Consider the following 26,771-nt stretch of genomic DNA (forward strand, 5'->3'; position numbering starts at 1 on the left):
CGCTTAATACCGAACGAATACAGAAATGATCACATAAATGATTATTGTGGATGGAGATAAGAATAATGGCAGGACTCAATAAAGTCGTAGCAAGTTATGAAGAAGCCCTCGCAGGTCTAAGCAACGATATGACTGTGATGGTGGGAGGTTTCGGCCTTTGTGGTATTCCTGAAGGCTTAATTGCACAAATGGTAAAAACCGGAGCCACAGGACTGACTGCCATCTCAAACAATGCAGGCGTGGATGATTTTGGTTTAGGCTTGCTGCTTAAAACCCGTCAGATAAGTACCATGATCGCCTCCTATGTCGGTGAAAATGCCACCTTTGAGCAGCAGATGCTCTCAGGCGAGCTAAACGTCATACTCACACCTCAGGGGACACTTGCTGAGAAAATTCGAGCTGGTGGTGCTGGCATTCCCGCTTTCTTTACCGCTACCGGCTACGGCACCCCCGTTGCTGACGGTAAGGAGACTCGCGAGATTGATGGCCGTCACTATGTCCTTGAACCATCATTAACCGCTGATTTTGCCTTAATTCGCGCTTGGAAAGCCGATACCATGGGAAATTTGGTGTTCCGCAAAACCGCCGCTAACTTTAACCCTATGATGGCAACCGCTGGCAAGATCACCGTGGTAGAAGCTGAGCATATTGTTGAGGCTGGCGAGTTAGATCCAGATCATATTCATACACCTGGCATCTACGTAAACCGCGTGATCCAAGGAACGTTCGAAAAGCGTATCGAACAGCGCACAGTAAAAGCATCAGCATAAGGAGGGCAACACCATGGCACTATCAAGAGAACAACTCGCGCAACGTGTGGCCCAAGAGCTTAAAGATGGTTACTACGTTAACCTCGGCATCGGTATTCCAACCTTAGTCGCAAACTACATTCCCGACGGCATGGACGTGATGCTGCAATCAGAAAATGGCCTACTCGGCATGGGAGAATTCCCAACCGAGGAGACCATAGATGCAGACTTAATCAATGCCGGCAAGCAAACTGTTACCGCCGTTGACGGTGCGTCATTTTTCTCATCGGCGGAGAGCTTCGCGATGATCCGTGGCGGCCATGTGGATCTAACGGTACTCGGTGCATTTGAAGTCGATGAACAAGGTTCTATCGCCTCTTGGATGATCCCAGGCAAATTGATTAAAGGCATGGGCGGCGCAATGGATCTCGTGGCTGGCGCGGATAACATTATCGTCACCATGATGCATGCAGACAAGCGCGGTAACTCTAAACTACTGCCAAAGTGTGAACTGCCATTAACTGGCTTTGGGTGCATTAAACGTGTACTGACAGACTTAGCTTTTATGGAGATAAAAGATGGCGCGTTTCATCTGCTAGAGCGTGCTCCAGGCGTTACAGTTGAAGAGATAGTAGCAAAGACAGCTGGTAAACTGATTGTTCCTGACAATGTGCCAGAGATGAGTTTTTAATCTCACATCAATCTATATTGATTAGTTTCTGAATAAAAACGCCCACAAGATTCATCTTGCTGGGCGTTTTTTATATGACATTTTCGTCGTGAAAAATCGCAAGCCATTAACAATGAACAATGGAAAACAAATACATTAAAACAAAATAATTACAATCCAAATGAAAATGTATGCACAGCTCCCACTTTACTCAAGTCGGCTTGTTTCATCTGCTTACCAAAGGTACCGTGCGCGCATCATTTGTGACCAATATATTTAGATTGTGAAATTAAATAGAAAGCAGCAAGGTTTTACCTTAATCGAGTTAGTCATCGTCATCATCATACTGGGAGTGTTAAGTGTGATTGCTACGCCAAAGCTTCTTTCACTCTCAAGTGAAGCTCAAGCATCTAGCTTACAAGGCATTACAGGGGCAATCGCGTCGGTCAATAAACTGGTCCACTCCCAAACCCAAATTATTGGCATTGCAGATAAGAATGAATGTTTAGGTACCTGTAACAATCACCCAAATTGGGATAACGAAATAGCTTACTTCTACATAAACATATCAGGAACTCGTCTCTATGTGTATAACGGTTACCCCTTATCCCCCCTAACCGCGCCATCCGACTCAATGGCTGCGAATAACTATAAAGAAGTAATGGGGCTATCTGATGATGACTTCGTATATGGAATGGGCTCAAACTCCTCATTTGCCATTGTACCTAAAAAGTATGAGAGCAAATTAGCACAAATACTAGCAGGAACTTTCAAATGTCATGTTGAATATCGTAGCCCTACAAGATCCTTTAACTACTCAATTCAAGCCCTTACCGACAACTGCTAATTTTTGAGAATAAACTCAGTGGCGGCGTTAAGATTTGGGTCATTAGGATCTGAAATATTGGTAACCCAAACTATCTCTCCGCCGCGGTTGATAAATACTGTGGTTGGGGTCCCTGGGACGCCGTAACTTTTGGCTGCACTCTCACCATTAATGAGCGTTGGAAAACCTATACCACGCTTTTTAAGAGTCTCAGCTGGCATCGCTCCCTCATCTTCATTAAAGCTAATCCCTAATATCTGTAGATCAGTGTTAGCGTACTCTTTTCTTAATGACTCAAGTCCTGGCTGCAGCTTCTTACAATAGGGACACCAGGTCGCCCAGAAGTGTATTATCATCGGCTTGCCCTTGTACTCAGCCAAAGTGTGCATCTTGCCCTGTGGATCGGCTAAATTGAAATTTGGCGCAACATTTAGAACCTCAGCTGCTTGTAAATTTCCAGCGAACAAAATAAACAGTAATGCACTTTTCAATAATCTCATTCTTATATTCCCTACCCTTTATTTTTAAGAAAAAATCCCTTAATAATAAAAATAGACCGAAAAAGTTGAGTTTATAATTCAATTAGCACGGTCTAGGATAAATAATAGTTAACGACTCCAAAACAGAAATTGGTAAATAAGCCAGAGGAGCGCCAATGAGATTCAGCATCAAGGGTGATCAACCCATCACCGTTTTTCAGGTAACAGCCGTCTTTAGTATGATTTTCGCCCTGATAGGCTTTAGTTATAATGTCTGGCGCATGGAGATCACTGAATACAACAGCAATATGCGTTCAGCAAGCTTCGAGTTATTGCTACAGCTATCTGAACTTGAAGGCATTGTTTATGCAGCCCACTATGATCAAGATAAGTTTGAGGGCAATCCCAGAAAGGGCTGGATAAAGGTGAATTTAATTGCCGATTTAAGCATGATAGCCGAGCCAGAAGTGAAGCTTTCGGCCAATGCACTCAAACAGAGTTGGCAGGAAAACTGGCAAGAGCTTGCACAATCAGAGGAGAGTGCCCAAAACGTCATTGAGGCGATAGATAGCACACGAAACTCGGTAAGAGATCTTATATCTCAACTGAATTAATATTGGTTTCAACGTCAGACTGAAAATACAGATCCAAGACAGTCACGAGTTGCGAGTCAAAGCACTAAACTTGTAACTCGAAACTCGAAACTCGAAACTCGAAACTCGAAACTCGAAGAATTTTAATCTAATCCCACACCTTAATCCCACAAGAATTCGCGGAAATGTTTACGGCACACGGACTCATAACTCTCATTACCACCGATAGCAACCTGCTCACCGTCACGCATAGGTTTACCACTGCCATCCAATCTGAGTACCATATTGGCTTTACGACCACAGTGACAGATGGTTTTAAGCTCAACCAACTTATCAGCCCATGCTAGCAAGTACTGACTGCCGCTAAATAGCTCGCCTTGAAAGTCTGTTTTCAAACCGTAGCAGAGCACCGGAATATCTAAGTTATCCACCACGTGGGTCAGCTGCTTAACCTGCTCTTTGCTTAAAAACTGAGATTCATCTATCAAGATACAGTGCAGTTGTTTTTCATTGTGCGCACTAGTTATCATGGCCGCAAGGTTATCATCGCTACCAAATACCTGTGCATCGGTTTCAATACCTATTCTCGATGCCACTTTCCCCACGCCATACCTATCATCGATAGATGCTGTCATCACTAAGGTATTCATACCGCGTTCACGGTAGTTATAGGATGATTGCAGTAGAGAGGTCGACTTACCCGCATTCATGGCCGAGTAGTAAAAATAAAGTTGCGCCAAACCGATATTCCTTAATTTGATAGTGCCCGCTAGTTTACCAGTTTACTGAATAATTGATATCAGCTTGAAATGAAAAAGCCGCTCATTGAGCGGCTTCTCTATCTACATTTACTTTAGTTTGGTGTTACTCTGCGATTCACTTTAATCTTAAGCCCTATCACAGTAAGCACAAACAGCACACTACAGGTGATAAACCCAGCTAATATAGACTCAGTGAATCCCAATACCGTGTAACCAACCAAGCTGATCACAGCCACGATTAGGGCATAAGGGAGCTGTGTCACCACATGATCCATATGGTGACAGTTTGCCCCTGTAGAGGACAAAATTGTCGTATCCGATATCGGTGAGCAATGGTCACCAAATACCGCACCAGCAAGTACAGATGCCAACATAGGTAACATCATATTGGTGTGAGTGCCCATCGCCATGTCAGCCGCGATTGGTAGCATGATCCCGAAGGTTCCCCAACTGGTCCCCGTTGAGAATGCAGTAAAGCCTGCCAATATAAATAGCACTGCTGGAAGCAGCGCAAATGGAATATTACCAGTCGCAAGGCTTGCCATATACTTGCCCGTTTCCATCTGACCAATCACACCCGCAATGGTCCAAGCGAACAACAGGATATAGATAGCTGGCAACATAGAGCGAGCACCAGTCACTAAACCTTTAAACATGTATGAACGATCTAGACCTTGGCTAATCACTAAGATAAGCGTTGAAGCAAGACCAATAAGGGCGCCAAAGAAGAGTGAGGAAGCGACCTCTGTATTTTCAAATGCACCTAAAATACTAAACTCAAGACCTTTAGCACTCAGCGCATCACTGCCGCTGCTGACCATAAAGTAGAACGTCGCCACCACTAGCACTGTGATAGGCAGGAACAAGCCTAAAATTTTGCCATTGTCAGCTTCAGGCAGATCTGAATTGGCTCCTGGAGGTAAGCCTTTTGACTCATCATAGAGATTGCCTTTTTGCGCATTCAACTCATGCTGACGCATTGGGCCAACATCGAGTCCCATAAAAGCCACACAAAGAAGCAGCAACAGAGCAAAAACAGCATAGAAGTTCATCGGGATCATCTGTACAAACACACTCAGGTGACCAGAATCAGCAAAACCATGGGCAGTCAAAATACCACCGATCAGTGCGATAATGTATGCCCCCCAGCTTGAAACAGGGGAGATCACACAGATGGGCGCCGCAGTTGAGTCCAGCAAGTAAGCCAGCTTACTGCGCGAGATGTAATATCTGTCGGTTAAAGGTCTTGCGACACTGCCCACGACCAAGCTATTGAAGTAATCATCGATAAAGACAACACAACCTAAGAACATGGTGAGAAGCTTTGCATCGCGTTTATTACGAATTTTGGTTCTTGCCCAATCGGCAAATGCTTTAGCCGCACCACTGACCGTGATAAGTGCAGTGATCATCCCCAGTAGGATCAGAAAACCTAACAGATAAAGGTTCCAGCTATTGAGGCTGCCATCATCCCAAAACAGACCTGTTACCTGTTGAGCTAGGTATTTGCCAGAACCGCCAACAGAAAAATCTGAGATCAGCACAGCTCCGAGCAATATCCCTACACCTAAAGAGAGCAAGACGCGACGAGTCACAATTGCCAGCAGAATCGCAACCACAGGAGGTAGCAATGAAAGCGCCGAATCGGCGTAACTTAAAGTTGTCATTAATTATTATCTTCGTTTAAGTACGAATGGAGGGCGACTGAACTGGTGGGATATGAGATATACACTCAAGTCTTCGCTTGAATATATACCGATCGGATGCACCTGTCCTATCAGTAGCGCTCCATAGTAATACCAGTAATTAAAAGGTATAAAATCTTCTTATCTTCCGGATAAGAAATACTATGGCAGTGCTGCACCTATTCGATTGCAGCCCCAGCAGTAAACCGTGATATGTATTACTACTTCGGCATTAAATCCTTTCATGATAGATAAGCGGAATCACCCTGATTATCACTACTAATATTTAATGCACCTCTACTTCTCAGGACGTCATTTGAAGTGTCTTCAAAAAACGTGAAGCTCATAAAAACATAAGCGGCTTTGAGGATTCTACCCCAAAGCCGCTTATCGTGACCAACATCACATTAATATAATGCAAATTAAAACCGATTTTACTTTTAAATCACATTAATATTACAGCTGATGAAGATTTAAACTGACTCGATTAACTGAGGAACGACCTCAAATAGATCGGCTTCAAGTCCATAGTCAGCAATTTGGAAAATAGGAGCCTCTGGATCTTTGTTAATCGCCACAATGACCTTAGAGTCTTTCATTCCGGCCAGATGTTGAATTGCCCCAGAGATACCCACGGCAATATAAAGATCCGGTGCAACTATTTTACCCGTTTGACCAACTTGAAGGTCGTTTGGTACAAAACCAGCATCCACTGCGGCGCGAGAAGCACCAAGAGCGCCGCCAAGTTTGTCGGCAAGCTGTTCTAAGATAGAGAAGTTCTCACCACTTCCCATTCCACGTCCACCAGATACAACAACTGAAGCGGCACCAAGCTCAGGGCGCTCAGACTCAGTTAATGTTTGAGAGACAAACTGTGAAAGTGAATCAAATACTTTATCGATAGCAACCGCGGCAGCGGCCCCATCAGCCCCTACAGCATCAAAAGCGCTGGTACGAACTGTCATCACCTTCTTATCATCCAAGCTCTGTACTGTAGCCAACGCGCTACCGGCATAAACAGGACGAACGAAAGTATCTGAGCTGACGACTTCAACAACTTCAGAGAGCTGAGCAACATCCAGCAAGGCTGAAACACGAGGAAAGGCATCTTTACCATGGCTAGATGCAGCAGCAAGGATATGTTCATAATCTGAGGCAAGGTTCACAATCAACTCAGCGATGTTCTCAGCCAAGCTGTGGGTATATGCACCATTATCTGCAACCAGTACCTGTCTAACGCCAGAAAGCTTCTGCGCGGCTTCAACCACAGCACCACATTCGTGACCAGCCACTAAAATATCGATGTCGCCACCAATCGCGCTAGCGCAGGCAACCACTTTGGCTGTATCCAGCTTTAAACTGGCATTATCATGTTCTGCTAATACTAAAATTGCCATTAGATCACCTTCGCTTCATTTTTTAACTTTTCAACCAGCTCTGCAACAGAGGAGACCATAACACCTGCTTGGCGCTCTGAAGGAGGTGATACTTTCAAGGTTTTTTGATGTGACTTTAAGCTAACGCCCAAATCATCAATAGAGACAGTCTCAAGGGGCTTACGTTTAGCCTTCATGATGTTAGGCAGCTTGGCATAGCGTGGCTCATTCAGACGTAAGTCAACAGTCACAACCGCAGGTAGTGGCATAGTAACAGTTTGCAAACCGCCATCAATCTCACGAGTCACAGCCAGTGACTCTCCCTCCAACTTAACTTCCGACGCAAACGTTGCCTGTGGCATCTTTGCCAGCGCCGCTAGCATCTGTCCAGTTTGGTTGTTATCGCCATCAATGGATTGCTTTCCAAGTAAAATAAGCTCTGCTTGCTCTTTTTCCTGAACACTAAGCAGCAACTTAGCAATAGAAAGTGGTACCAGCTCTTCATCGGTTTCAATATGAATACCACGATCAGCGCCTAATGCCATAGCCGTTCTTAGTTGCTCTTGTGCAGCTTTTGGCCCCACAGTGACCACAACGATCTCAGATGCAGTTCCAGCCTCTTTTAAACGAACGGCTTCCTCTACTGCGATCTCACAAAAAGGGTTAATCGCCATCTTCAAGTTTGCGGTATCAACGCCAGTATTGTCAGCATTTACCCTGACTTTTACGTTTGCATCGACGACGCGCTTAACAGGCACCAATACTTTCATAGGGCTTCCTTCTTACGTCTTATTTTAGCGGAATTGAATATAGGCAATCACCCATATCTAGATAGGCTCACTTTACGTGCTGTTAACGTTAACGTCAACACAGTTTCAAACGCCCGTTTGTATTATTTTAGATACAAGTCGTCTAAATCACATTTTTTTTCATCTTAATAAAGAAAAATACATATTTATGGCATATATGAGTACATTCACAAATTAATATAAAATTTTATTTGATCCTTGTTGTATAAATTCCTATTATTAGCTATCGAATATATATTTTTACCTCAACTCAAATTAATTGGACCAATATTATTATGAGCGATTTTCTTGAAATACTAACTCACGGCCGTCGTTTTAAAGCGGCAGTAAAAGAATTATCTATTGATGATTTAAATGAATTAGCTGGTAAGCTTGAAAAGATTATCTCTGAAAGAGTTTCTCAAGCTGAAGCTGAAACAGCAGCGATGGCTGAGCGTAATGCTAAAATTGATGAGATCCGTAAGCAGATGGAAGCAGTTGGCTTATCTGTTGATGATCTAGGTGCTACAGCAGTAAAATCTGCACCTAAAAAGCGTGCTCCACGCCCGGCTAAATACACTATTGTTGATGTGAATGGTGAAACCATCACATGGACTGGCCAGGGACGTATGCCGACAGTATTTAAAAATGAGTTAGATAAAGGTCGCAGCATGGACGACTTCCTAATCTAACTATCTATAGTTTTATATACTAATTAAAAACCGGCTTATGCCGGTTTTTTTGTAGTTGAAAGATATCTAAATAGTAATCAAATGAAACATTTTCCATTTGATGTTCACATTAACTTTAAGATAATCTCTATTTACGGCCTGAACAGTATATTTTCTCCCTATAAATGCATAACAAAATAACAAGCATAACAATAATTACTGCATTGACTTTTTCTTACATAAAAAACAGCAGTGCAAATGACCAACTCACTGATAATACACCAAAACTCACAGCTTTAACTCATGCTAATTTAATGATTGAGCCTGGAGAGATGCTTGAAAATGCCACACTGATAATCAAGAATAATAAAATCATTGAGATTATAAAAGATAATAAAGTTCCTCAACATGCCTTTGTCATCGACTTGAGTGGTTACACTATTTATCCAGGCTTTATCGATCCATTTACCAACTACGCCATTGATTTTAAATATCCCAAAATTGAGACTGCTCCCCCAGTTTATGAAATAAAACGCATTGGAGGAAATGCTGAAAATGGTGCTATTCATTCAGAAAAAGAGTGGTTTAACTTTGTTTATCCCAACAATGAGAAAGCCCTTGATTGGGTAAATAATGGCTTTACTAGCGTTCAATCAAGTAGTCTAGATGGGATATTTAGGGGGCGTGGAGTCACTCTGTCACTGGCTGATAAACGCGCTAACGATATTATATATCATGCCAGAGCAAACCATTTTATGGCATTCGATAAAGGCAGTTCACCTCAAGATTATCCCTCTTCATTAATGGGAAGTATCGCCCTTATCCGACAAACCCTCTCCGATGCTAAATGGTATAAAGAGAATAAACATAAATCTTTCGCTAAAACTCAAAACACCTTAGTTGAATTTAATGCCGCATTAGCGGGTTTAGAAACAATTGAAAACGACCCTCTTCTATTTGATACCCGCAACTTGAATAACCAACTCAGGGCTGCAAAATTAATCAAAGAGCATAAATTAGATGCTAGTTTACTTGGAAATGGCAAAGAGTATGCTCGCATAGATGAATTAAAAACCTTCCCTTTTGAATTAATTCTGCCATTAAATTTTCCCGAAGCACCAAAAGTAGGTGATAGTGATAATGAAAGAGAGGTAAGTTTAGCCACGATGCGTCACTGGGAGCGAGCCCCAGGAAACCTCAAAGCAGTATCAGATGCAGAAATCCCCTTTGCCCTAACCCAACACGGCATCAAACCAGAGAGATTTTGGCCTAGATTAAGGCAAGCGATAGATTATGGTCTCACTGAAGAATCAGCCCTAGCGGCACTCACCACAGATGCCGCTGCAATAGCAGGAATAGATGAGATAAGTGGCCGACTAAAACCAGGCTTTATGGCAGATCTTGTCATCACTAAAGGAAACATATTCCAAGATGGACAGATCCACAGTGTCTGGTTACAGGGCGAAGAGACCCAACTAATTAACCGCAATATCTCGCTACTAAACCAAAACATTCAACTGCAAATTGGCGCATTAACCTTAGACCTTGAACTCGACAATACGAGTCAAAAGAGCTTAAACGGCGTACTCTCAAGTGGTGAACAGCAACTGCCACTTTCAAACCTTAACTACCAAGATCGCAGATTAACCTTCAGCGCCGATATGACGCCTGCAGGTTTAGATGGGATCAATCGCTTTACCTTATGGTTTGACCAACAGGGCGTGCACGGTCGCATGCTGGATAAACAGGGAGCTGTCACCCCACTGGCGGGGATTGCTACCGATAATCTCCCGTCAGAAGTCCAAGCAACAACTAAGCAAACACCTAACTATATCTCAACGCTTACCTCCCCTAATGTCGCTTATGGCAGAGAGATAGGTGCTCAAGCAGAAAATCTGCATATCAGTAATGCCACCATATGGACATCAGATAAACAGGGAGTCCTAATCAATAGCGATCTTATCGTCTCCAGAGGAGAGATTAAGCGTATTGGACAAAACCTTTCAACGCCTTCGGGCTACACCTTTATTGATGCCACAGGTAAACACCTTACAGCGGGCATCGTCGATGAGCACTCTCATATCGCAATCAATGGCGGCATCAATGAGGGCACTGATGCGATCACCTCGGAGGTCAGAGTGGGTGACATCATTAATCCAGACGATATTGGCATCTATCGCGCCCTTTCTGGTGGTGTCACAACCGCCCAGATCCTCCATGGCAGCGCCAACCCCATTGGCGGACAAGCTCAAGTTATTCAGATGAAATGGGGAGAAAGCGCATCATCGCTGAAGTATCAGCAAGCCAAACCCAGCATCAAGTTTGCTCTCGGTGAAAACGTCAAACAGAGTAACTGGGGCGATAAATTTAATCGACGTTTCCCGCAAAGTAGAATGGGGGTTAAATCTCTCTTTAATGAGGCCTTTAATGAGGCGCAGGCTTACCAAGGTGAACTGGACAACTACCAAGATCTAAGAGGAAGTGAAAAGCGTCGCCGAGTCGCCCCGCAACCTAATTACCGCTTAGAGGCGATAGCCGAAGTATTAGCACAAGAGCGAGAGGTGCATATTCACTCTTACGTTCAATCGGAGATCTTGATGTTTTTACGCCTGGCTGAAGCATACCAATTTAAAGTTGGCACTTTCACTCATATTCTTGAAGGCTATAAAGTCGCCGATGAGATGGCCGCTCACGGTGCATCGGCTTCAACCTTTTCAGACTGGTGGGCTTACAAGTTTGAGGTCTATGATGCAATCCCGCAAAACACCTGTTTGATGCAAAATAAAGGGGTATTAACTAGCATCAACTCTGATGACTTTGAGATGCAAAGACGCCTCAATCAAGAAGCGGCAAAGTCCATCATGTATTGCGACATGTCGCCAGAAGACGCTTGGAACATGATCACAATAAACCCCGCCATCCAACTGGGAGTCGATGAATACTTAGGTTCTATCACAGAAGGAAAGCAGGCAGACATCGTGTTATGGGATCACTCGCCCCTCTCTGTTTATGCCCAAGTACAAGCTACTTGGATTGAAGGTAAACGCTATTTTGATCGTAAAACCGATAGAGAGACGCAGCGCAAAGTCAGTGTAGAAAGAGCCGCATTAATTCAAAAAATACTCGCGGAGCAAAATAGTGATAAGTCACTTCCCCCCGGTGAAGTGATTGATGAGATAGATGAGCCAGAGTGGCACTGTGATACCCATTATGATGTATGGCGTCAGGCTCGTCAGGGAGGAGCTATATAATGAAAAAGCTAACTGTTCTTAACCAAGTTGTCTCATCTAACACTTTGACTCTGTCAGTCCTGGTTTGCTCAGCTCTCTCGAGTACCGTTTTTGCACACGATATCGTGCCCGCCACGGCACAAAGTAACAGTATTATATTTAAAAACGCCACTGTACATACGGTCATTGATGGCGTTAAGCACAATACTAATCTATTTATTCAAGATGGGTTCATTAAAGCAATAGGCCCCGAAATCAGCGCACCAGAAGCACTGATATTCGACGCCAGCAACAAACATATCTATCCCGGCCTTATCGCACTAGACACGAGCATGGGCTTAGTTGAAGTGGAGATGATGCGTCCCAGTAACGACAGTTACGACATAGGCTTAAGCAACCCTCAACTGGAGGCTATCACGGCCTTTAATCCAGATTCTGAGATAATTCCAACCGTTAGAGTCAACGGCATTACCCATGCTCAGGTAGTTCCTCAAGGAGAACGACTAGCAGGACAATCTGCACTGGTGTCCATGGACAGCTGGACAATAGAAGATGCTCTCGTGCCATCGACAATGGGATTTCATCTCTACTGGCCTAAACAGGGAGCGCTTCCTCAAGATGAAAAGAAGCGTGAAAAACAACTTAAACAGCACCGCAAAGATCTTAAACAACTGGCTACCATCTTTGAGGAGGGCTATCGTTACTCCCTTGCCAGCAAGGCTAAAAAGCTGTCAAAACAAGATATTCGCTGGCAGTCGATGCTACCACTATACCAAGGCGATGCTCAGCTATTTGTCCATGCCAACAGGCAAAAGCAGATTGAGGAAGCGGTCTCTTTAGCCAAACAGTATGGTTTTAAGTTGGTGATCGTCGGTGGGTATGATGCATGGCGCCTCTGTGAGTTACTCAATGAGATAGAAGCTAAGGTTATCTATACAAAAACCTTAAGTCTTCCAATGAGAAAAGATGAGCCACTAGAGATGAGCTTTAAGATCCCAGCCCTGCTCAAACAAGCTAATATCCCCTTTGCTCTGGGCTTTACTTCAGACTGGAACAGCCGAAATCTCCCCCTTGCAGCAGGACAAACCGTTGCTTATGGTTTAAGTAAAGAGGAGGCTCTACAAAGCATCACACTCGATGCAGCCAAGATACTCGGCGCCGAGTCTATGGGAGCTTTGGCACCGGGCTACGCTGCAAACTTAGTGATTTCGGGCGGTGATATATTGGACCCTATGATGACCAAGATTGAAAAGGTCTATATAGACGGCAGAGAGGTGGATCTAAATAATCGGCAACAACAGCTTTATCAAAAGTACCTAAAGCGATAGAATCGCTTTGTTTATACCCAAACAACTTCAAGATGCAGGATTCAGCATGTCGAGAAGTGACAGAGTTCAAGGCATGAAATAGTAGGACTAGTTTTTCTAATTCAATATTTCATAACACAGAAAAATGTTGCTTCTCGCCATGCCCTTCGGGAGTTCCCGTAGAATCGCTGCACAGCGTTAGTGATATCAACAAGGGAATAACCATTATCCTCAATCACTGCCTTGTTCAGCTATCCTACGGGGGCTCTGAAACGAGCATCTTGAGGTCGCTTGGGTATAATTGCACCATAAAAACAGCATTTTATGGTGCAATAAAGCCTTAATAACGGCTCCTATATCTCTTACCTAAATATGTACAAACACAGGCCTAAATCATGAAAAAATTGTTATTTCCCGCTCTGGTTATATTCCTAAGCGGATGTGCAGGCGAATACACCTTTAACAGTAACCTTAATGGTGAAGCGATTGATGATTACTTCAAGGCGTCCGATGTCGCTGTATATGAAAATGGTCTGCCCAAAGGCCAATTTGAGCCTATAGGTTTAGTCGAGGGAGAATCTTGCCAAATAGGCGAAAATGATGCCCCTGCTAGCATAGTTGAAGCACGAACAATCGCCAGACGTAAAGCTGCCGATAAAGGCGCAAATGGTCTTATAATCAAAACCTGTTTTGTCTCCCCAGAGCAGACGCAGCAATGTGTCAGCAGTGCTATCTGCATCGGACAAGCCGTTAACATTGCCAACACCCAAGTTCAATAATCAGATTGAAGAAGTAAAACTTGATGACATTTACCAGTCAAATTCAGGCTGTTGCCCTGTGCCGTACTCCCTATAAGCAAAAGTTCGGGATCCCAAGACAACCGGGACTCGTCAGTGCAGCACGAGGGTTTGTAGAGTTACAACCCCCTTTCAACCATATAGATGCAGTGAGAGGGTTGGAGCAATACTCACATCTTTGGCTACTGTTTAGCTTTCATGAGAATCTGTCACAGGGCTGGAAAACCACCGTTAGACCTCCCCGCCTTGGCGGCAATGAGAAACTGGGCGTCTTCGCCACCCGCTCCACTTTCAGGCCTAATGGTATCGGGCAATCCGTCGTAAAACTCCATAAGGTTCACCATAAAAACGGTGTTGTTTCACTGGAGATCTCTGGCATGGATCTCCTCGATGGCACTCCAGTTATCGACATTAAGCCCTATATCCCCTTCTCCGATGCCATTGAAGCCGCTCAAGGTGGCATCGCACATGAAGCACCAATTTTGGCTGAAGTGAAGTTTACCGAGCAAGCTCATCAACAGGTGAAGGCCTATGAAAAACTTGAGCAGTACCCTAGATTTGAAGAGCTGATCATCGGCGTACTGGCACAAGATCCTCGCCCAGCCTATAAGAAGTCCAAAGCTGATCTTAAAGAGTACCAAGTTGCCCTCTATGACTTAGACATACTCTGGCATATGCAAGATGACGTCATCGTCGTAACAGAGCTACGTGCAGGCGCCCAAAGGTAAAGGAATATGCTGTGACAGTTCCCGATTATCAAGCTCAACACAAAAAGCGCCTCTCCTATATGCCATGGCTCTACTTCAGCCTCAAGCCTAAGCTGCTTAGTTGGGCCCAGCCTTGGCAAAAGCAGGTGCAAGCAGAGTTTATGGCGCTAGAAACGGTCACATTTGGAGATAACTGTTTTATTGCACCTGAGGTGAAACTATTCGCTGAACCAGGTAGAGATATCGCCATAGGCTCCCACTGCATGATAGCCGCAGACAGCTTCCTTCACGGCCCTATCAGCCTAGGTGATGAGGTCGCAATTAACCATGGTTGCTCACTCGATGGTGGTCGAAACGGCATTAAGATAGGCAAGCAGACCCGCATCGCGAATAACGTCACTATCTACGCCTTTAATCATGGTATGGCTCCCGACACACCTATCTATCAGCAAGCCTCAAACTCTAAAGGCGTCACTATAGGCAAAGATGTTTGGATAGGAGCGCAAGCTGGAATCGTCGATGGCGTGAGCATAGGCGACCACGCCGTCATAGGTATGGGCTGTATCGTCACCAAAGATGTAGCAGATTTTGCAATTGTAGCCGGTAATCCAGCAAAAGTGATAGGGGATAGACGAGATAAACGCTAACCCATAACTACCTATTGATGTCAGCGTGACATAGATAAAAGGCGAGTAAAAATAGCCCCTACTCTTTTAAAACCATTATTAACCGTTCTTTTTTTCCCCAATATATGTAACTCAACTCTTTATAGAACAAGTTTATACCCAAGCTACCTCAAGGTGCTCGTTTCAGAGCCCCCGTAGGATAGCTGAACAAGGCAGTGATTGAGGATAATGGTTATTCCCTTGTTGAAATCACTAAAGCAGTGCAGCCATTCTACGGGAACTCCCGTAGGGCACGGCGAGAAGCAACATTTTTCTGTGTTATGAAATATTGAATTACGACTGCATGGATGCAGAAGGTAGGGCGAAGCAGGATGCCAGAACCGAGAATAACTAGTCCTACTATTTCATGCCTTGAACTCTGTCACTTCTCGACATGCTGAATCCTGCATCTTGAAGTCGTTTGGGTATATAACCATTAACAAAATCAGGTGCATTCCTTTACAAGATTTGACACACTGTAGCGCTCAAATTGGGTTTAAATTCAATCAAAGAAAAAAAACAAAGAATAAATAACAAGGATACCCCATGAAAGTAATGTCTCTGGTTTGTGCCAGTATCACATTGGCATTTTCAGGATTAAGCGTCAGCGCCGAAATAGACAAAGCCAATATTCAACAATTTGGCCCCGTTGCTTCAGTCACTGCGCAAGCGTTATCAGCAAGTAGTCACAACGATGCACTAAGGGCTAACCTGGCTCAGTCTTTGTCACTTAATGATGAAATAGACATTTTAGGTGAAAGTTACCGTTGGGACAAAGCCAAAAATAGTACTGATAAAGGCTGGATTGGCTATAAATTACAGCTCAGCGCAGAGCGATTCACTCAAGGCACATTGACCATTAATGGTGTTAATCAACCGCAGGTCTATCTTAATGGTGCGCTGTATAAAGCTGACGCCAAAGTTGAGCTGGCATTGCAAAGTGGTGATTACCAATTAATGATACTCGCCGATGGTATCGATGAAGAGGTGCCGTTTAGCTTAGATTGGCAGGGTAAATCTGACATTGATAATCCAAGCTTTACGACGACCAAAACTCATAGAGTCTCGCCCGCACAACTTTTTGATTCAGAAGTGATCACTAGCCTCAGCTTATCGCCAAATGGTAAATACTTACTGCAAACCAAACGTCATTACCCAGCAAATAACGATGACAAGCCTGTTGCCGTTACTGAGTTACTAAATGTCTCTGATAAACAAGTGATGTATCGTTGGCAAGATAGTGCACCTGCAAGTGCGACTTGGTCCGATAACAGTAAGCAGCTCGCATTTGTCGCAGATAAGCAGATTCAGTTGCTTACCGTATCTAATATCAGCATTGATGTTGCAGCGACTCAAATGGAAAATGTTTCAGCCCTTAAGTGGTATGGAGATAGCCTTTTATTCCAATGGGAAAAGCCCTTCAAAGCCGATGAAAAAGCGACCAATAAACGTTTTCAAGCATTAGAAGATAGATGGAGCTATTGGCGCAACAACAGCCAAATATACCAACTTGATATTACTTCAGGTTTTATCCGTCAATTGACTGATGGCAAACTCAGCAGCAACCTACTTGATAGCCATCCAGATGACGATAAGTTATTACTGACTCGCTTCCCAGTCGATTATAAAGAACCTGCACATGGGCTCACTCAGCTGGTCGAACTTGATGTTAATACATTAACTGAAACTCTGATTGGTGAATATCGAACTTTTAATTCAGCAGTCTACACTGATGACGGCATGTACATCATGGCGGGCCCAGACTTTATGAAGGGCCTAGGCGTGCAAGACCCTTCTGTGGTGGTGAATAATTACGATGGCCAATTATACTGGCGCGACGCCAGCGGCAAAGTCATTCCATTAAGCAAAGACTTTGACCCCGCAATAGGCGGCGCAGGAAAACTCAGTAATGATGATTTAATTCTTCGTGTTGGCGAAGGTGATCGTGGTCAGCTCTACCTGTTCGATTTAAGCCGTAAAAGCTTTAAAAAGATCAATACCAGCATGGACATGGTTAACCACTTCAGTGTTGCCAGCGATTTATCAAAACCCGTTATCGCTTATGCCGGGACGTCAGCCACTGTGCCGCAAAAAGCGTACCTTATAAAATCTGGTAAAAAGGCATTACTGTTTGATAGCCAAGCGGCAAGCTATGCAGACACCCGTATTGGTGGTATTCAAGACTTTGATTTTACCAACTCCCACGGTCATAACATTGATGGGCGGGTTTACTTCCCTGTGGATTTTGATGCAAATAAACAATACCCAGCACTGGTGTATTATTATGGTGGAACCGCACCAGTGACCCGTAACTTTACCGGTCGTTGGCCATTTAACTTATGGGCAGCTAAAGGTTATGTGGTTTATGTACTACAACCTAATGGTGCTACAGGTTACGGCCAAGCATTCAGTGGCCGTCATGTAAACGCATGGGGCGATTACAGCGCTGACGATATTATCGAAGGCACACAAGCCTTCTTAAAAGAACACAAGTTTGTCGATCCTAAACGCGTGGGTAACATGGGCGCCTCTTACGGTGGTTTCATGACCATGTATTTAGCCACTAAAACCGATATCTTTGCGGCATCCATGGCACATGCAGGGATTAGTAATTTATCAGCTTACTGGGGACACGGTTGGTGGGGATATGGCTATTCAGGCGTAGCGAGTAAAGGCAGCTTCCCATGGAATAATCGCGACTTATATGTTGAACACAGCCCGCTATACAATGCAGACAAAATCAACACGCCGTTGCTATTACTCCATGGTAATGCCGACACCAATGTCCCTGTAGGTGAAAGTCATTACATGTATAGTGCATTGAAAATGTTAGATAAGCCTGTGGAGCTAATAGAGTTTAACGGCCAAGATCATCACATCAATGGTCGCCAAGCTCGCTTTGATTGGTGGGATGCTACCCTTGCATGGTTCGACTTACACCTAAAAGATGAACCACAATGGTGGAACAAACTCTACCCTGAAACAAGCACTGAGAATAATGCAGAAGCAGCGGTAAAGTAGGCTAATATTGCATTTGTTAAAGCCCTGTACTCGAAAAAGTACGGGGCTTTATTATTTTGGTTTACTGATGCGATTTCACTCTGGTATCAATTAGAATCAATAATAGCTAGCCATTGCTAATCAATAGATATCGAGCTCCGCCATAAATCCATTTGGTTTTGCTTGACCCACTAACAACTCCTTCTAATCTAGCTAACAATCACAAGTTTAATTTCATAGCTGGTTATACTTTTATTTTCCCCATAGCTCGAAAACCAAAGAAGTAAAGCAACCCTGTCAACAGCCAAACTAAACCAACATAAAGTACAAGTTCACTAACTTTATCTGGTTGACGGAGCCATAACTGCAAGGGGAGTACTCCTCTTATAATGCAAAGAAAAGCGATACTATAAATACCAAGTTTAAGTAAGGGTAACTTTCGAACGACATCTGCAGCAGATAATGCATAGCAACCTAAAATAATAAATATGGTGGATACAAAAACAGTCCCTAACGGAGCTAATAACGTCCCCTCTTTAGCTGATTCAACAATTACAGAAGGAGCCATCTGACTTGAAAAACACTCAGGCCCAAAATAAATACAAGATAGATGCGCAAATGCAGTAAATATAGTAATGAACGCTGCAATAACTAAGAAAACAACACCATAATTAAGCTTCATCCTCCCTCCAGCACACATCCCCAAAAACTTAAAAGTAAATAACTATAATAAGCGCAGTATATTGCCCAACATCAGAACAAACCCTGTAATAAGAAAAAGATGTTTAACCTTATTTGGTAGTTTAAATACAACACCTTGATGCTTGCCATACACATTACCAGTCAACCCAATCACTAAACACACAGGGTAAACAAAGCAAAAGGTTAAGATTAAAAACCATCGCCAGCGATACCACTTTATCTCCTCTATAGCGATATCGGGCTCCTCCATAAATCCATTTGTTTTTTCTTGTCCCATTAACAACTCCTTTTATCACTCAGTCTTAACACTCTTTAGTGCCTTTAATCAGTAACTTTTATTGGTGCCTTTTAACAGACAGGTAATTAAAGTGCTCACCACTCAATTTGAATTTCAGTTCCAAGACTCACCAAATCCATAAACTCATCCATCTCAGAATTAGAGAGTGCTATACATCCATTTGTCCAATTAAACGATTGAGTAATTGGAGCAAACCAGCCAAGCCAATTTCGTTGGCCATGCACCATAATAAAACCGCCAGGTGAAACTCCCCGCTTTGCTGCGTTCTCTATATCTTGCTTGTTGGGATATGAGATGTGCATTGCACGATAAAAAGACGAGTCCTCTTTTTTGTAATCGAGTGTATATGTTCCTTCAGGAGTTTTCTCATCACCTTCCTGTACCTTATGTCCCTTAGGGTTGGCACCGAAAGCAACATCGTACTCTTTTACTATTTGCCCGCTGTCCAGTAAATACATTTTACTTTCAGACTTATCAACTTTCACAAGGTCAACACCTGCAAAAGAAAAGTGAGCAACGAATAAACATATTAAAGCAATGTATTTACTGGCATTCATAACTTATCTTCCTTTCCATGTTATAGCATGTTTCTCAAGACAATTGAGACATTCAGGGGACGAGGCAGGCACCGTTACAGGATTTCCTGAAAAACGAGTGACTCCCCTCACTAGTAAGCTAAAAAGTTGTTAACGCCCTAATACACTTGATATCCAACCTTGATAATTTGACACCCTAACTTGGTAAGCTGTAGTGCCATACAAACCACCTTGAAAAGAAGCTATGTCGCCATGCCCGAGTTGCCAACTTGATAACCCAATAAGATAAGGGACTCCTTGTTGAAATATAACCGCAGCTCCACCGCTATCTCCCGAACCATGCATACCTTCAAGTGGTAATGCGTTTGCTGGCTCGTCAAATTTAAATACTAACCAGTTACCTTCCGCGCTCTCAACAATATTTTGAAACTGGTTCATCACACGAAGTGATTTGGTATCTGGGTCTTCACCAGTTAATCCGTTCCCAGTAGCCCCTCTACCATAGACTGTAATTGTTTTACCTTTCTCGCTTGAACCCGCATACATATTGATTGGTTCTACATCATTACCCCTTGAAGTTAATTTAATTAAAGCAATATCACTTCTAGATTTAAAGAAACTCATTAAGGGCGCTAAATCGCCTTTAAGTAAACCTTTATGAGGTTGAGTGTAATCTGGGTGTATATGAACGCTTTCAATTTCATAACCTTTTGAACCAACTATTAATTTTTTACCGATATAATCATAAAAAATAGTATGTGCTACGGTCACAACCCATTGCGAATTGATGAGTACGCCATGACCTTCGTGGGGCATATCAATTAGGTATGCAGGTATTTTATTTAAAACATAATCTTCTGGGGGAATATCATGCCTTTTCACAACGGCATTGCCAGCGAGAGAGTAGAAACAAAAGAATAAAAAAAGCCAAAATTTCATATCACGTCCATGTCAATTGGTAACCAGTTAATTATCCAATCTTATTGAAATCACAAAATTTAAGTAATTATAATTAATAACTGAACTGTAGATTATCAATACTCTAGAAGCTAATTCAACAAGTGTGTTATAGGGCAACATTGATGCGTTTTTTAACAGTGCCTACAATACAATAATACGGCCAGATTGAGTGATACCCAATGGCCATTTACCCGACTCATAAATAGATGCTAATTCTACCCACTTTCCAGGAGTCTTGTTGAAAAGCTCACGAGCGGCCATTTTGAATGTGTACAATGCAGCCCCCTTAAAGGCGTTTGTATAATCATTAGGGCCATCTACTAGGTTTGGTATTGACTCACCTAGTCTGCGTAGCGACTTCAAAGTCGCTTTATATACATCAGATTCTTTAGGACTGCGCGCAAATTGGCAACAGAAAGGATCAATGCTATCTCGTGATGTAGGCAGCCACTCCCACTCATCATCTTGCTTAAGTAAATCTGATATGACTCCAGAATGACTAAGCCATGACATATTGCAGATAGTCCCGATTAGTTCGTCAGAGTACATAGGCTGTTGCCAAAGGTCGGTTACCTGACATTGTTAGGTCTATTTTACCTATCAATATTAATGATGATACATGCACTATTGCCACCTATCTTGCCTTTTTACTTTATCTTTGAATATCGATGAGAAAGATTTCATTTTTGCTTTTAACAATCTCCTGCGGCCTTCTTCAGTTCGTGTGTAAATAAGCTCTGATAAACTCACATTCTTTTGCCAAGAGTTATAAAATATTTGTGCCCGCTCTTTTTTAGCTGCAAATTTCATAGGGACAGCATGATAGTCGTCTCTTGAGGTACCTAAAAACTCTCCTTCTCGAAGAATTAAATATCGTGGATTTTCAATTGGAGCGAGTATTTCAGCTAAGCAATCAGCAAAGACAGATGATTCATAAAAGGTACATCCTGATAGCGACAGGTAAAAAGTTCCATCTTGAAGATTGGTAACATTCACTTTCATCTGTCGGATAGATGTTTCGATATAACCAGCTTGGCATAATGCTTCTGCTAGGGCTTTACCAATTTGCTTTAGTGCGCCATCAATAGGCAGATAAAGGAAAACAGTTTTAATGATTGAAATTGTTTTTGGTAACTTATAAATCAAAACTCCAGCTATCCCAGCCAATAAAACCAATAATAATTGAGAACTAGATCTCGGCGTTAAATAGGCAATACTAGTCATTACGCCACTCAATAGCGCGACAACCTGTATAAATAGATAGATAAATGAGTGTTTTAACAATAATCCGCGTAACTTGGGGGTCTTATTTGTTTTGACAGAGGGGATAACTCTTGCCGTTTCATCTAATGTGAGTGCATCATTCCACCTCTCTGATATTTGACCTAGTTTCCTATATCGGCGCAACATTTGTCGATTATTACCCGCAATAGGAGCGGTTTCATTAAGCATGTAACTTGACTCTATAGAGGTGGCTTGCATTCTTTCAAACCCACTTTCTATTGTCAGTTCCTTTTCAGAAAGACCTACAAAAGTTTCAAAGCGTTTTTTCAAATTATGATAATCGCTCCAGCCAGCGTATGACTTTGCATTAATGGCGACTAGATGCCAAATAGTACTTATTTTGTCTCTATTTTTTGGGTCAATCCTTATAGCGCGGCCACGCATTTGATTCGTTAGCATGAATGAACCAACAGAACTGGCTAAAATGAGTGAGTTGATAGCGGGCGCATCCCAACCTTCACCCAATAATGAGCGAGTACCAACTAATACTTTAATGTCGCCATTCATTAATAGCTCAGTAAATGCTGAGGTCAACTGATTTAGTGGGGCTGTAACCTTCTGGTATTGTTCTTTACTCCCCATAGATTCAGTTTTCACATTATTACTGTCAATATGGTTAAGAAGTAACTGAAGCTTACAGGTTGGGATAACGCATATTCTACCTGTCAGTAACCCAATTTGATCAGCTATGGTAGAAGATGAAGTTAAACCTTTGAAGATCGGCCACGCACCTAAATTGATTTCACCAGTATCCAGTTCAGATAGAAGAGCTTCATCTCTGATGTAGTCAGTTAAGATCACTTGCCTAAGACTTTCACCTCTGTGTTTGTATTCCAATTGATGAATAGTCACACATGCTAAAATTTTAGAAGTGCTTAAAGAAAGAGATCTTTCCATTCGTCGAGATCTTTCTAAAGATAACTCTCTTTTATTCAGTAACTCGCTAGTTCTTAGTTGTTTTTTTAACTGCTCAATAAATTGTTGGTCTGAGTCAGAATGCTGAGTCGTCTTTGAAAATAAAATGGTTTGAATTAAAATTTGCCACCAATGACGACCTAGCTCAGGTATATCCTCGTCTTTCATATCCAAAAGAGCCATCAACTCTTCGTTGCTTGGAAGGCTCTTAGCCTTTATAAAGACAAGCAGTGCAATAGCAATTTGTGGCTCTTTTATAATGTCAGCTTCTATCTCATCTGGAGCTAACCAAGGATGAGATAAAACTACTCCCTTAAAATCATCACTGTTGAAGAGTGTATGACAGAGAGTAGAAACTCTATCATCGTATTCTTTTATTTGGTTCTTTTCATTGGCTGTAGCATTGCATGCCCATATAAAATCCTGATGAGCACATAAAGTTCCAGCCTTCACAAGTTCAGGGACTGAAATCTCTTCATCAATAGGTCCGCATAATTGCTCATACCTTGCCCATTCATGACCTTGTGCATCATAAGGAGGCGTGGCAGTTAATGAAACAAGAATAATATCAGGAAAATATTCACAAACCTTTTCCAATGCTCTCCACCATTCAGCTCTAAGATGATGCGCTTCATCGAGGATAAGTATTTGAATTTTATGTTCTTCAATGACTTTTATGAAACTATTTACTTCATTGTCTTTGAGTCCGTCATCTTCTTCGAGCAGCACTCCTTCATCTTCATCGGCATTGAGTTCTTCTGCGAATTTTGCATGTAAAGCTTGATAAGTTATTGAAGTTAACACTTTAGGATCGTGAATTGAGTTACTTACCCAATTTAGCTTAGTTTCATCTCCAGTGCCTGTGAAGTCCTTTAGCCTCTCTATCCATTGATCTCGAATAACTCTTGTTGGCGAAAGCACTAAGGTAGTTTTTTCTAAAACTCTAAAAACTTCCAGCCCTAATGTCGTTTTCCCAGCACCAGGGGCTGCAACCACATGGAGCCGTTCATCGTTTAAATGCTCTTTAATAGCATTCAGTACACGCTCTTGATACGGTCGCCATGAATGGCGAAACCTCATTGTTTCGAATGGTTGCACTAGTTATTTTCACTCATAATTCAGGGCTACTAAGCAAATGGTTAGAATATCGCTGGGATTAACGCCGCGATTAGCGGCTGTTTTGTGCGCAACGTAAAACAGTCCGACAACAGCGCTTTGTTATACAGTACTGCATTACCCTATGATTTCCTGCTTTGCCTGAACAATGAGTTTAGCCACCTTTAGATCAGACTCCTTATCTGAGCCAAGACCAATAATTTGTTCCACTGTACTTGTAAGTGAACTGGCAATGCGAATCGCATCATTACCTTCAAGTGCCAACCTAAAGATATGAGGTACATAATTATCGTATTCATCATCCCACTCATTATCCCCGTCGTTCACTCCGATTGGGTCCCACTTCTCCCAAAGTATCTTTGCGATAGCCGAGTACAAGGCTTTTTGTTCAGTAGATAGTTTGCTCATGGATGGTTACGTATAGCACCTTATTCAACAGCAGCACGATAACGTTCAAGCCTGCTTTCCTATTTTTAGTTAACCTATCACTGCTAACCAACTGATGTAAATAGGTTAATTTTTATGTTCTTCAATAAGAACGATATATATCATCAGAAAAAATATCTAGATGCCTGTTATACCTATATAAAAAAATGTGAGTGTAAGTTATCTCGTTTGCTCTGTTTTGGCTTCTCTTTACCTTCTCCTTGCTTAGGAGAGGCATATTCTAGAGGAGAGCTATAAATCCAGAATAACAAACCAGCCATAAGCCAAATCGAAAATGTCATCGGCCCTCATTCCAACGCCTGCCTATGTTGGTGTAATAAACTTGATGACAGAAACCCTGTAGATGATAAAATGTCGTCCTATTTTATTTTCAGAACTGGATATCGGTAATGCGCGTTAGCAAGTACCTGCTTTCAACACAAAAAGAGACCCCTGCTGATGCAGAGGTGATCAGTCATCAATTAATGTTACGTGCCGGCATGATCCGTCGTAACGCTTCAGGCCTTTACAGCTGGTTGCCGACAGGACTTCGTGTGCTGCGCAAGATAGAAGCCATTGTCCGTGAAGAGATGAATAAAGCCGGTTCTGTTGAGATACTGATGCCTATGGTTCAGCCCGCTGATCTTTGGGTCGAAACTGGCCGCTTTGAGAAGTTTGGTCCTGAGTTGTTGCGTTTTCAGGATCGCCACAACCGTGATTTCGTACTTGGCCCAACTCACGAAGAGGTGATCACAGATATCGTTCGTAAAGAGGTTAACTCTTACAAACAGTTACCTTTGAACCTGTTCCAGATCCAAACGAAGTTCCGTGATGAGGTTCGTCCTCGTTTCGGTGTGATGCGTTCACGTGAATTCTTGATGAAAGATGCCTACTCTTTCCATTTAGATCAAGAAACCATGGACGAGACCTATGAATCTATGTTCCAGGCTTATAGCAATATTCTGACTCGTCTAGGCTTAGCTTTCCGTCCTGTGATTGCAGACACTGGCTCTATCGGCGGCAGCATGTCACACGAGTTCCATGTACTGGCAAACAGTGGTGAAGACTTAATCGCTTACTCAACAGGTAGTGATTACGCTGCAAATATCGAGAAAGCTGAGTCTCCAATGCCAACCCAGACCCGTGGTGAAGCTACGCAAGAGATGAGCTTAGTTGATACACCCAATGCTAAGACTATCGCAGAGCTTGTTGAGCAGCACGGCGTTGCTATCGAAAAAACAGTTAAAACGCTTATTGTTAAAGGCTCATCAGAAGAAGCACCTCTTGTGGCTCTTGTTATTCGTGGCGACCACGACCTTAACGAAGTTAAAGCTGAGAAGATCCCAGCCGTTCATGCACCTTTCGAGTTTGCTGACGAAGCTGATATTCGTAAAGCAGTGGGTGCAGGCCCAGGCTCTATCGGTCCAGTAGGTCTTGAAATCCCTGTTTATATCGATCATGGCGTCAGCGTGATGAGTGATTTCGCAGCTGGTGCAAATCAAGATAATAAGCACCTATTTGGCATTAACTGGGAGCGCAATCTTCCACAAGCCGAAGCATTCGATCTACGTAACATCATCGAAGGTGAAGCCAGTCCTTGTGGTCAAGGTACTATCGCACTACTTCGCGGAATCGAAGTCGGTCACATCTTCCAGTTAGGTAAGAACTACTCAGAAGCGATGAATGCGAATGTACTTGACCAAAATGGTAAGGCGCAAACCTTACTCATGGGTTGCTATGGTGTTGGTGTGAGCCGTATGGTTGCCGCTGCAATCGAGCAGAACCACGACGACCGCGGTATCATCTGGCCAGATGCGATTGCACCTTTCCGCGTTGGGATCTTACCGATGAACATGCATAAGTCTCATCGCGTTCAAGATATGGCAGAACAGCTATATAAAGATCTAAGCGATGCAGGTATCGAAGTCTTGTTTGACGATCGTAAAGAGCGCGCTGGTGTGATGTTTGCCGACATGGAATTGATTGGTCTTCCTCACGTTGTCGTGATTGGTGACCGTAATATCGATGCAGGTGTATTCGAGTATAAAAACCGCCGCACAGGTGAGAAGCAAGAAGTGCCATTCGATCAAATCGTTGAGTTCTTAAAGTCGGCTCAATAAGCTTTATCTTTTAGACACTTTTCTAAATATGTTTCTAGATATATTAATAACGCCACTCAACTGAGTGGCGTTATTTTTTACATAACTATTTCTTACTGCTTTGTTTATAC

The 26,771-nt window shown here is 42.8% G+C and carries 24 protein-coding genes and 1 riboswitch; of the genes, 12 read left to right on the forward strand and 12 right to left on the reverse strand.

The window, feature by feature from the left end; genetic code table 11:
- The first annotated feature begins 65 nt into the window (after positions 1–65).
- From SWOO_RS16620 to SWOO_RS16630, 3 genes are all read left to right on the forward strand, one after another.
- On the forward strand, positions 66–770 hold the full coding sequence (locus SWOO_RS16620; protein WP_012325834.1) for a CoA transferase subunit A: 705 nt from the start codon (positions 66–68) through the stop codon (positions 768–770).
- A gap of 13 nt (positions 771–783) precedes the next feature.
- Positions 784–1,440: a CoA transferase subunit B gene (locus SWOO_RS16625; protein ID WP_012325835.1), complete on the forward strand. Its 657-nt coding sequence runs from the start codon at positions 784–786 to the stop codon at positions 1,438–1,440.
- A gap of 262 nt (positions 1,441–1,702) precedes the next feature.
- Positions 1,703–2,266 carry a prepilin-type N-terminal cleavage/methylation domain-containing protein gene (locus SWOO_RS16630; RefSeq protein ID WP_012325836.1) on the forward strand — a complete coding sequence of 188 codons (564 nt, stop codon included), beginning with the start codon at positions 1,703–1,705 and terminating at the stop codon, positions 2,264–2,266.
- On the opposite strand, the gene SWOO_RS16635 is transcribed toward SWOO_RS16630, so the two are convergent.
- The gene (locus SWOO_RS16635; protein ID WP_012325837.1) at positions 2,263–2,745 is read right to left on the reverse strand and encodes a peroxiredoxin family protein; all 483 of its coding nucleotides are present in this window, start codon (positions 2,743–2,745) and stop codon (positions 2,263–2,265) included. The genes SWOO_RS16630 and SWOO_RS16635 overlap by 4 nt on opposite strands.
- 155 nt (positions 2,746–2,900) lie before the next feature.
- Between SWOO_RS16635 and SWOO_RS16640 the strand changes: the two genes are divergently transcribed.
- The gene (locus SWOO_RS16640; protein WP_012325838.1) at positions 2,901–3,338 is read left to right on the forward strand and encodes a hypothetical protein; all 438 of its coding nucleotides are present in this window, start codon (positions 2,901–2,903) and stop codon (positions 3,336–3,338) included.
- 140 nt (positions 3,339–3,478) lie between these two features.
- Here SWOO_RS16640 and SWOO_RS16645 read toward each other — a convergent pair whose 3' ends face one another.
- The 4 genes from SWOO_RS16645 to SWOO_RS16660 form a co-directional block, all read right to left on the reverse strand.
- A complete protein-coding gene (locus SWOO_RS16645; protein WP_012325839.1) occupies positions 3,479–4,057 on the reverse strand; it encodes a thymidine kinase in 579 nt (192 codons plus the stop codon).
- Positions 4,058–4,170: 113 nt separating this feature from the next.
- Positions 4,171–5,745, reverse strand: coding sequence for a Na+/H+ antiporter NhaC family protein (locus SWOO_RS16650; RefSeq protein ID WP_012325840.1), 1,575 nt, complete (start codon positions 5,743–5,745; stop codon positions 4,171–4,173).
- Positions 5,746–5,851: 106 nt separating this feature from the next.
- Positions 5,852–6,071: riboswitch (Lysine riboswitch) on the reverse strand.
- A gap of 165 nt (positions 6,072–6,236) precedes the next feature.
- Complete coding sequence (locus SWOO_RS16655; protein WP_012325841.1) at positions 6,237–7,160, reverse strand: electron transfer flavoprotein subunit alpha/FixB family protein; 924 nt, start codon at positions 7,158–7,160, stop codon at positions 6,237–6,239.
- Positions 7,160–7,909 (reverse strand): electron transfer flavoprotein subunit beta/FixA family protein, encoded by a 750-nt coding sequence (locus SWOO_RS16660; RefSeq protein WP_012325842.1) that lies wholly within the window; start codon positions 7,907–7,909, stop codon positions 7,160–7,162. Before SWOO_RS16660 ends, SWOO_RS16655 begins: the two co-directional genes overlap by 1 nt.
- 314 nt (positions 7,910–8,223) lie before the next feature.
- On the opposite strand from SWOO_RS16660, the gene SWOO_RS16665 reads away from it, so the two are divergent.
- The 7 genes from SWOO_RS16665 to SWOO_RS16695 all read left to right on the forward strand — a co-directional run bounded on the left by SWOO_RS16665 (position 8,224) and on the right by SWOO_RS16695 (position 18,325).
- Positions 8,224–8,619 carry an H-NS histone family protein gene (locus SWOO_RS16665; protein ID WP_012325843.1) on the forward strand — a complete coding sequence of 132 codons (396 nt, stop codon included), beginning with the start codon at positions 8,224–8,226 and terminating at the stop codon, positions 8,617–8,619.
- Between the two features lie 164 nt (positions 8,620–8,783).
- Positions 8,784–11,849, forward strand: coding sequence for an amidohydrolase family protein (locus SWOO_RS16670; RefSeq protein WP_012325844.1), 3,066 nt, complete (start codon positions 8,784–8,786; stop codon positions 11,847–11,849).
- Complete coding sequence (locus SWOO_RS16675; RefSeq protein ID WP_012325845.1) at positions 11,849–13,156, forward strand: amidohydrolase family protein; 1,308 nt, start codon at positions 11,849–11,851, stop codon at positions 13,154–13,156. Before SWOO_RS16670 ends, SWOO_RS16675 begins: the two co-directional genes overlap by 1 nt.
- A gap of 374 nt (positions 13,157–13,530) precedes the next feature.
- Entirely contained in the window at positions 13,531–13,914 is a 384-nt protein-coding gene (gene rcsF / locus SWOO_RS16680; RefSeq protein WP_012325846.1) for an Rcs stress response system protein RcsF, read from the forward strand.
- Between the two features lie 23 nt (positions 13,915–13,937).
- On the forward strand, positions 13,938–14,660 hold the full coding sequence (gene tsaA, locus SWOO_RS16685) for a tRNA (N6-threonylcarbamoyladenosine(37)-N6)-methyltransferase TrmO (protein WP_012325847.1): 723 nt from the start codon (positions 13,938–13,940) through the stop codon (positions 14,658–14,660).
- Between the two features lie 59 nt (positions 14,661–14,719).
- A complete protein-coding gene (locus tag SWOO_RS16690) occupies positions 14,720–15,286 on the forward strand; it encodes an acyltransferase (protein ID WP_195742978.1) in 567 nt (188 codons plus the stop codon).
- Between the two features lie 564 nt (positions 15,287–15,850).
- The gene (locus tag SWOO_RS16695) at positions 15,851–18,325 is read left to right on the forward strand and encodes an alpha/beta hydrolase family protein (protein ID WP_012325849.1); all 2,475 of its coding nucleotides are present in this window, start codon (positions 15,851–15,853) and stop codon (positions 18,323–18,325) included.
- Between the two features lie 223 nt (positions 18,326–18,548).
- Here SWOO_RS16695 and SWOO_RS16700 read toward each other — a convergent pair whose 3' ends face one another.
- The 7 genes from SWOO_RS16700 to SWOO_RS16730 form a co-directional block, all read right to left on the reverse strand.
- Positions 18,549–18,986, reverse strand: coding sequence for a hypothetical protein (locus SWOO_RS16700; RefSeq protein ID WP_012325850.1), 438 nt, complete (start codon positions 18,984–18,986; stop codon positions 18,549–18,551).
- Between the two features lie 42 nt (positions 18,987–19,028).
- A complete protein-coding gene (locus tag SWOO_RS16705; protein WP_012325851.1) occupies positions 19,029–19,283 on the reverse strand; it encodes a hypothetical protein in 255 nt (84 codons plus the stop codon).
- Positions 19,284–19,378: 95 nt separating this feature from the next.
- The gene (locus SWOO_RS16710) at positions 19,379–19,861 is read right to left on the reverse strand and encodes a L,D-transpeptidase family protein (protein WP_012325852.1); all 483 of its coding nucleotides are present in this window, start codon (positions 19,859–19,861) and stop codon (positions 19,379–19,381) included.
- Positions 19,862–19,990: 129 nt separating this feature from the next.
- A complete protein-coding gene (locus tag SWOO_RS16715; protein WP_012325853.1) occupies positions 19,991–20,779 on the reverse strand; it encodes a trypsin-like serine protease in 789 nt (262 codons plus the stop codon).
- 162 nt (positions 20,780–20,941) lie between these two features.
- The gene (locus SWOO_RS16720; RefSeq protein WP_041417732.1) at positions 20,942–21,349 is read right to left on the reverse strand and encodes a hypothetical protein; all 408 of its coding nucleotides are present in this window, start codon (positions 21,347–21,349) and stop codon (positions 20,942–20,944) included.
- A 75-nt stretch (positions 21,350–21,424) separates the two neighbouring features.
- Positions 21,425–24,097: a DEAD/DEAH box helicase family protein gene (locus tag SWOO_RS16725; RefSeq protein ID WP_229377245.1), complete on the reverse strand. Its 2,673-nt coding sequence runs from the start codon at positions 24,095–24,097 to the stop codon at positions 21,425–21,427.
- A 135-nt stretch (positions 24,098–24,232) separates the two neighbouring features.
- On the reverse strand, positions 24,233–24,523 hold the full coding sequence (locus tag SWOO_RS16730; RefSeq protein ID WP_012325856.1) for a hypothetical protein: 291 nt from the start codon (positions 24,521–24,523) through the stop codon (positions 24,233–24,235).
- A 428-nt stretch (positions 24,524–24,951) separates the two neighbouring features.
- Here SWOO_RS16730 and SWOO_RS16735 point away from each other — a divergent pair, with 428 nt between their 5' ends.
- Positions 24,952–26,661 carry a proline--tRNA ligase gene (locus tag SWOO_RS16735; RefSeq protein ID WP_012325857.1) on the forward strand — a complete coding sequence of 570 codons (1,710 nt, stop codon included), beginning with the start codon at positions 24,952–24,954 and terminating at the stop codon, positions 26,659–26,661.
- Positions 26,662–26,771: the final 110 nt, after the last annotated feature.

The organism is Shewanella woodyi ATCC 51908, from assembly GCF_000019525.1.
Taxonomy (GTDB): Bacteria; Pseudomonadota; Gammaproteobacteria; order Enterobacterales; family Shewanellaceae; genus Shewanella; species Shewanella woodyi.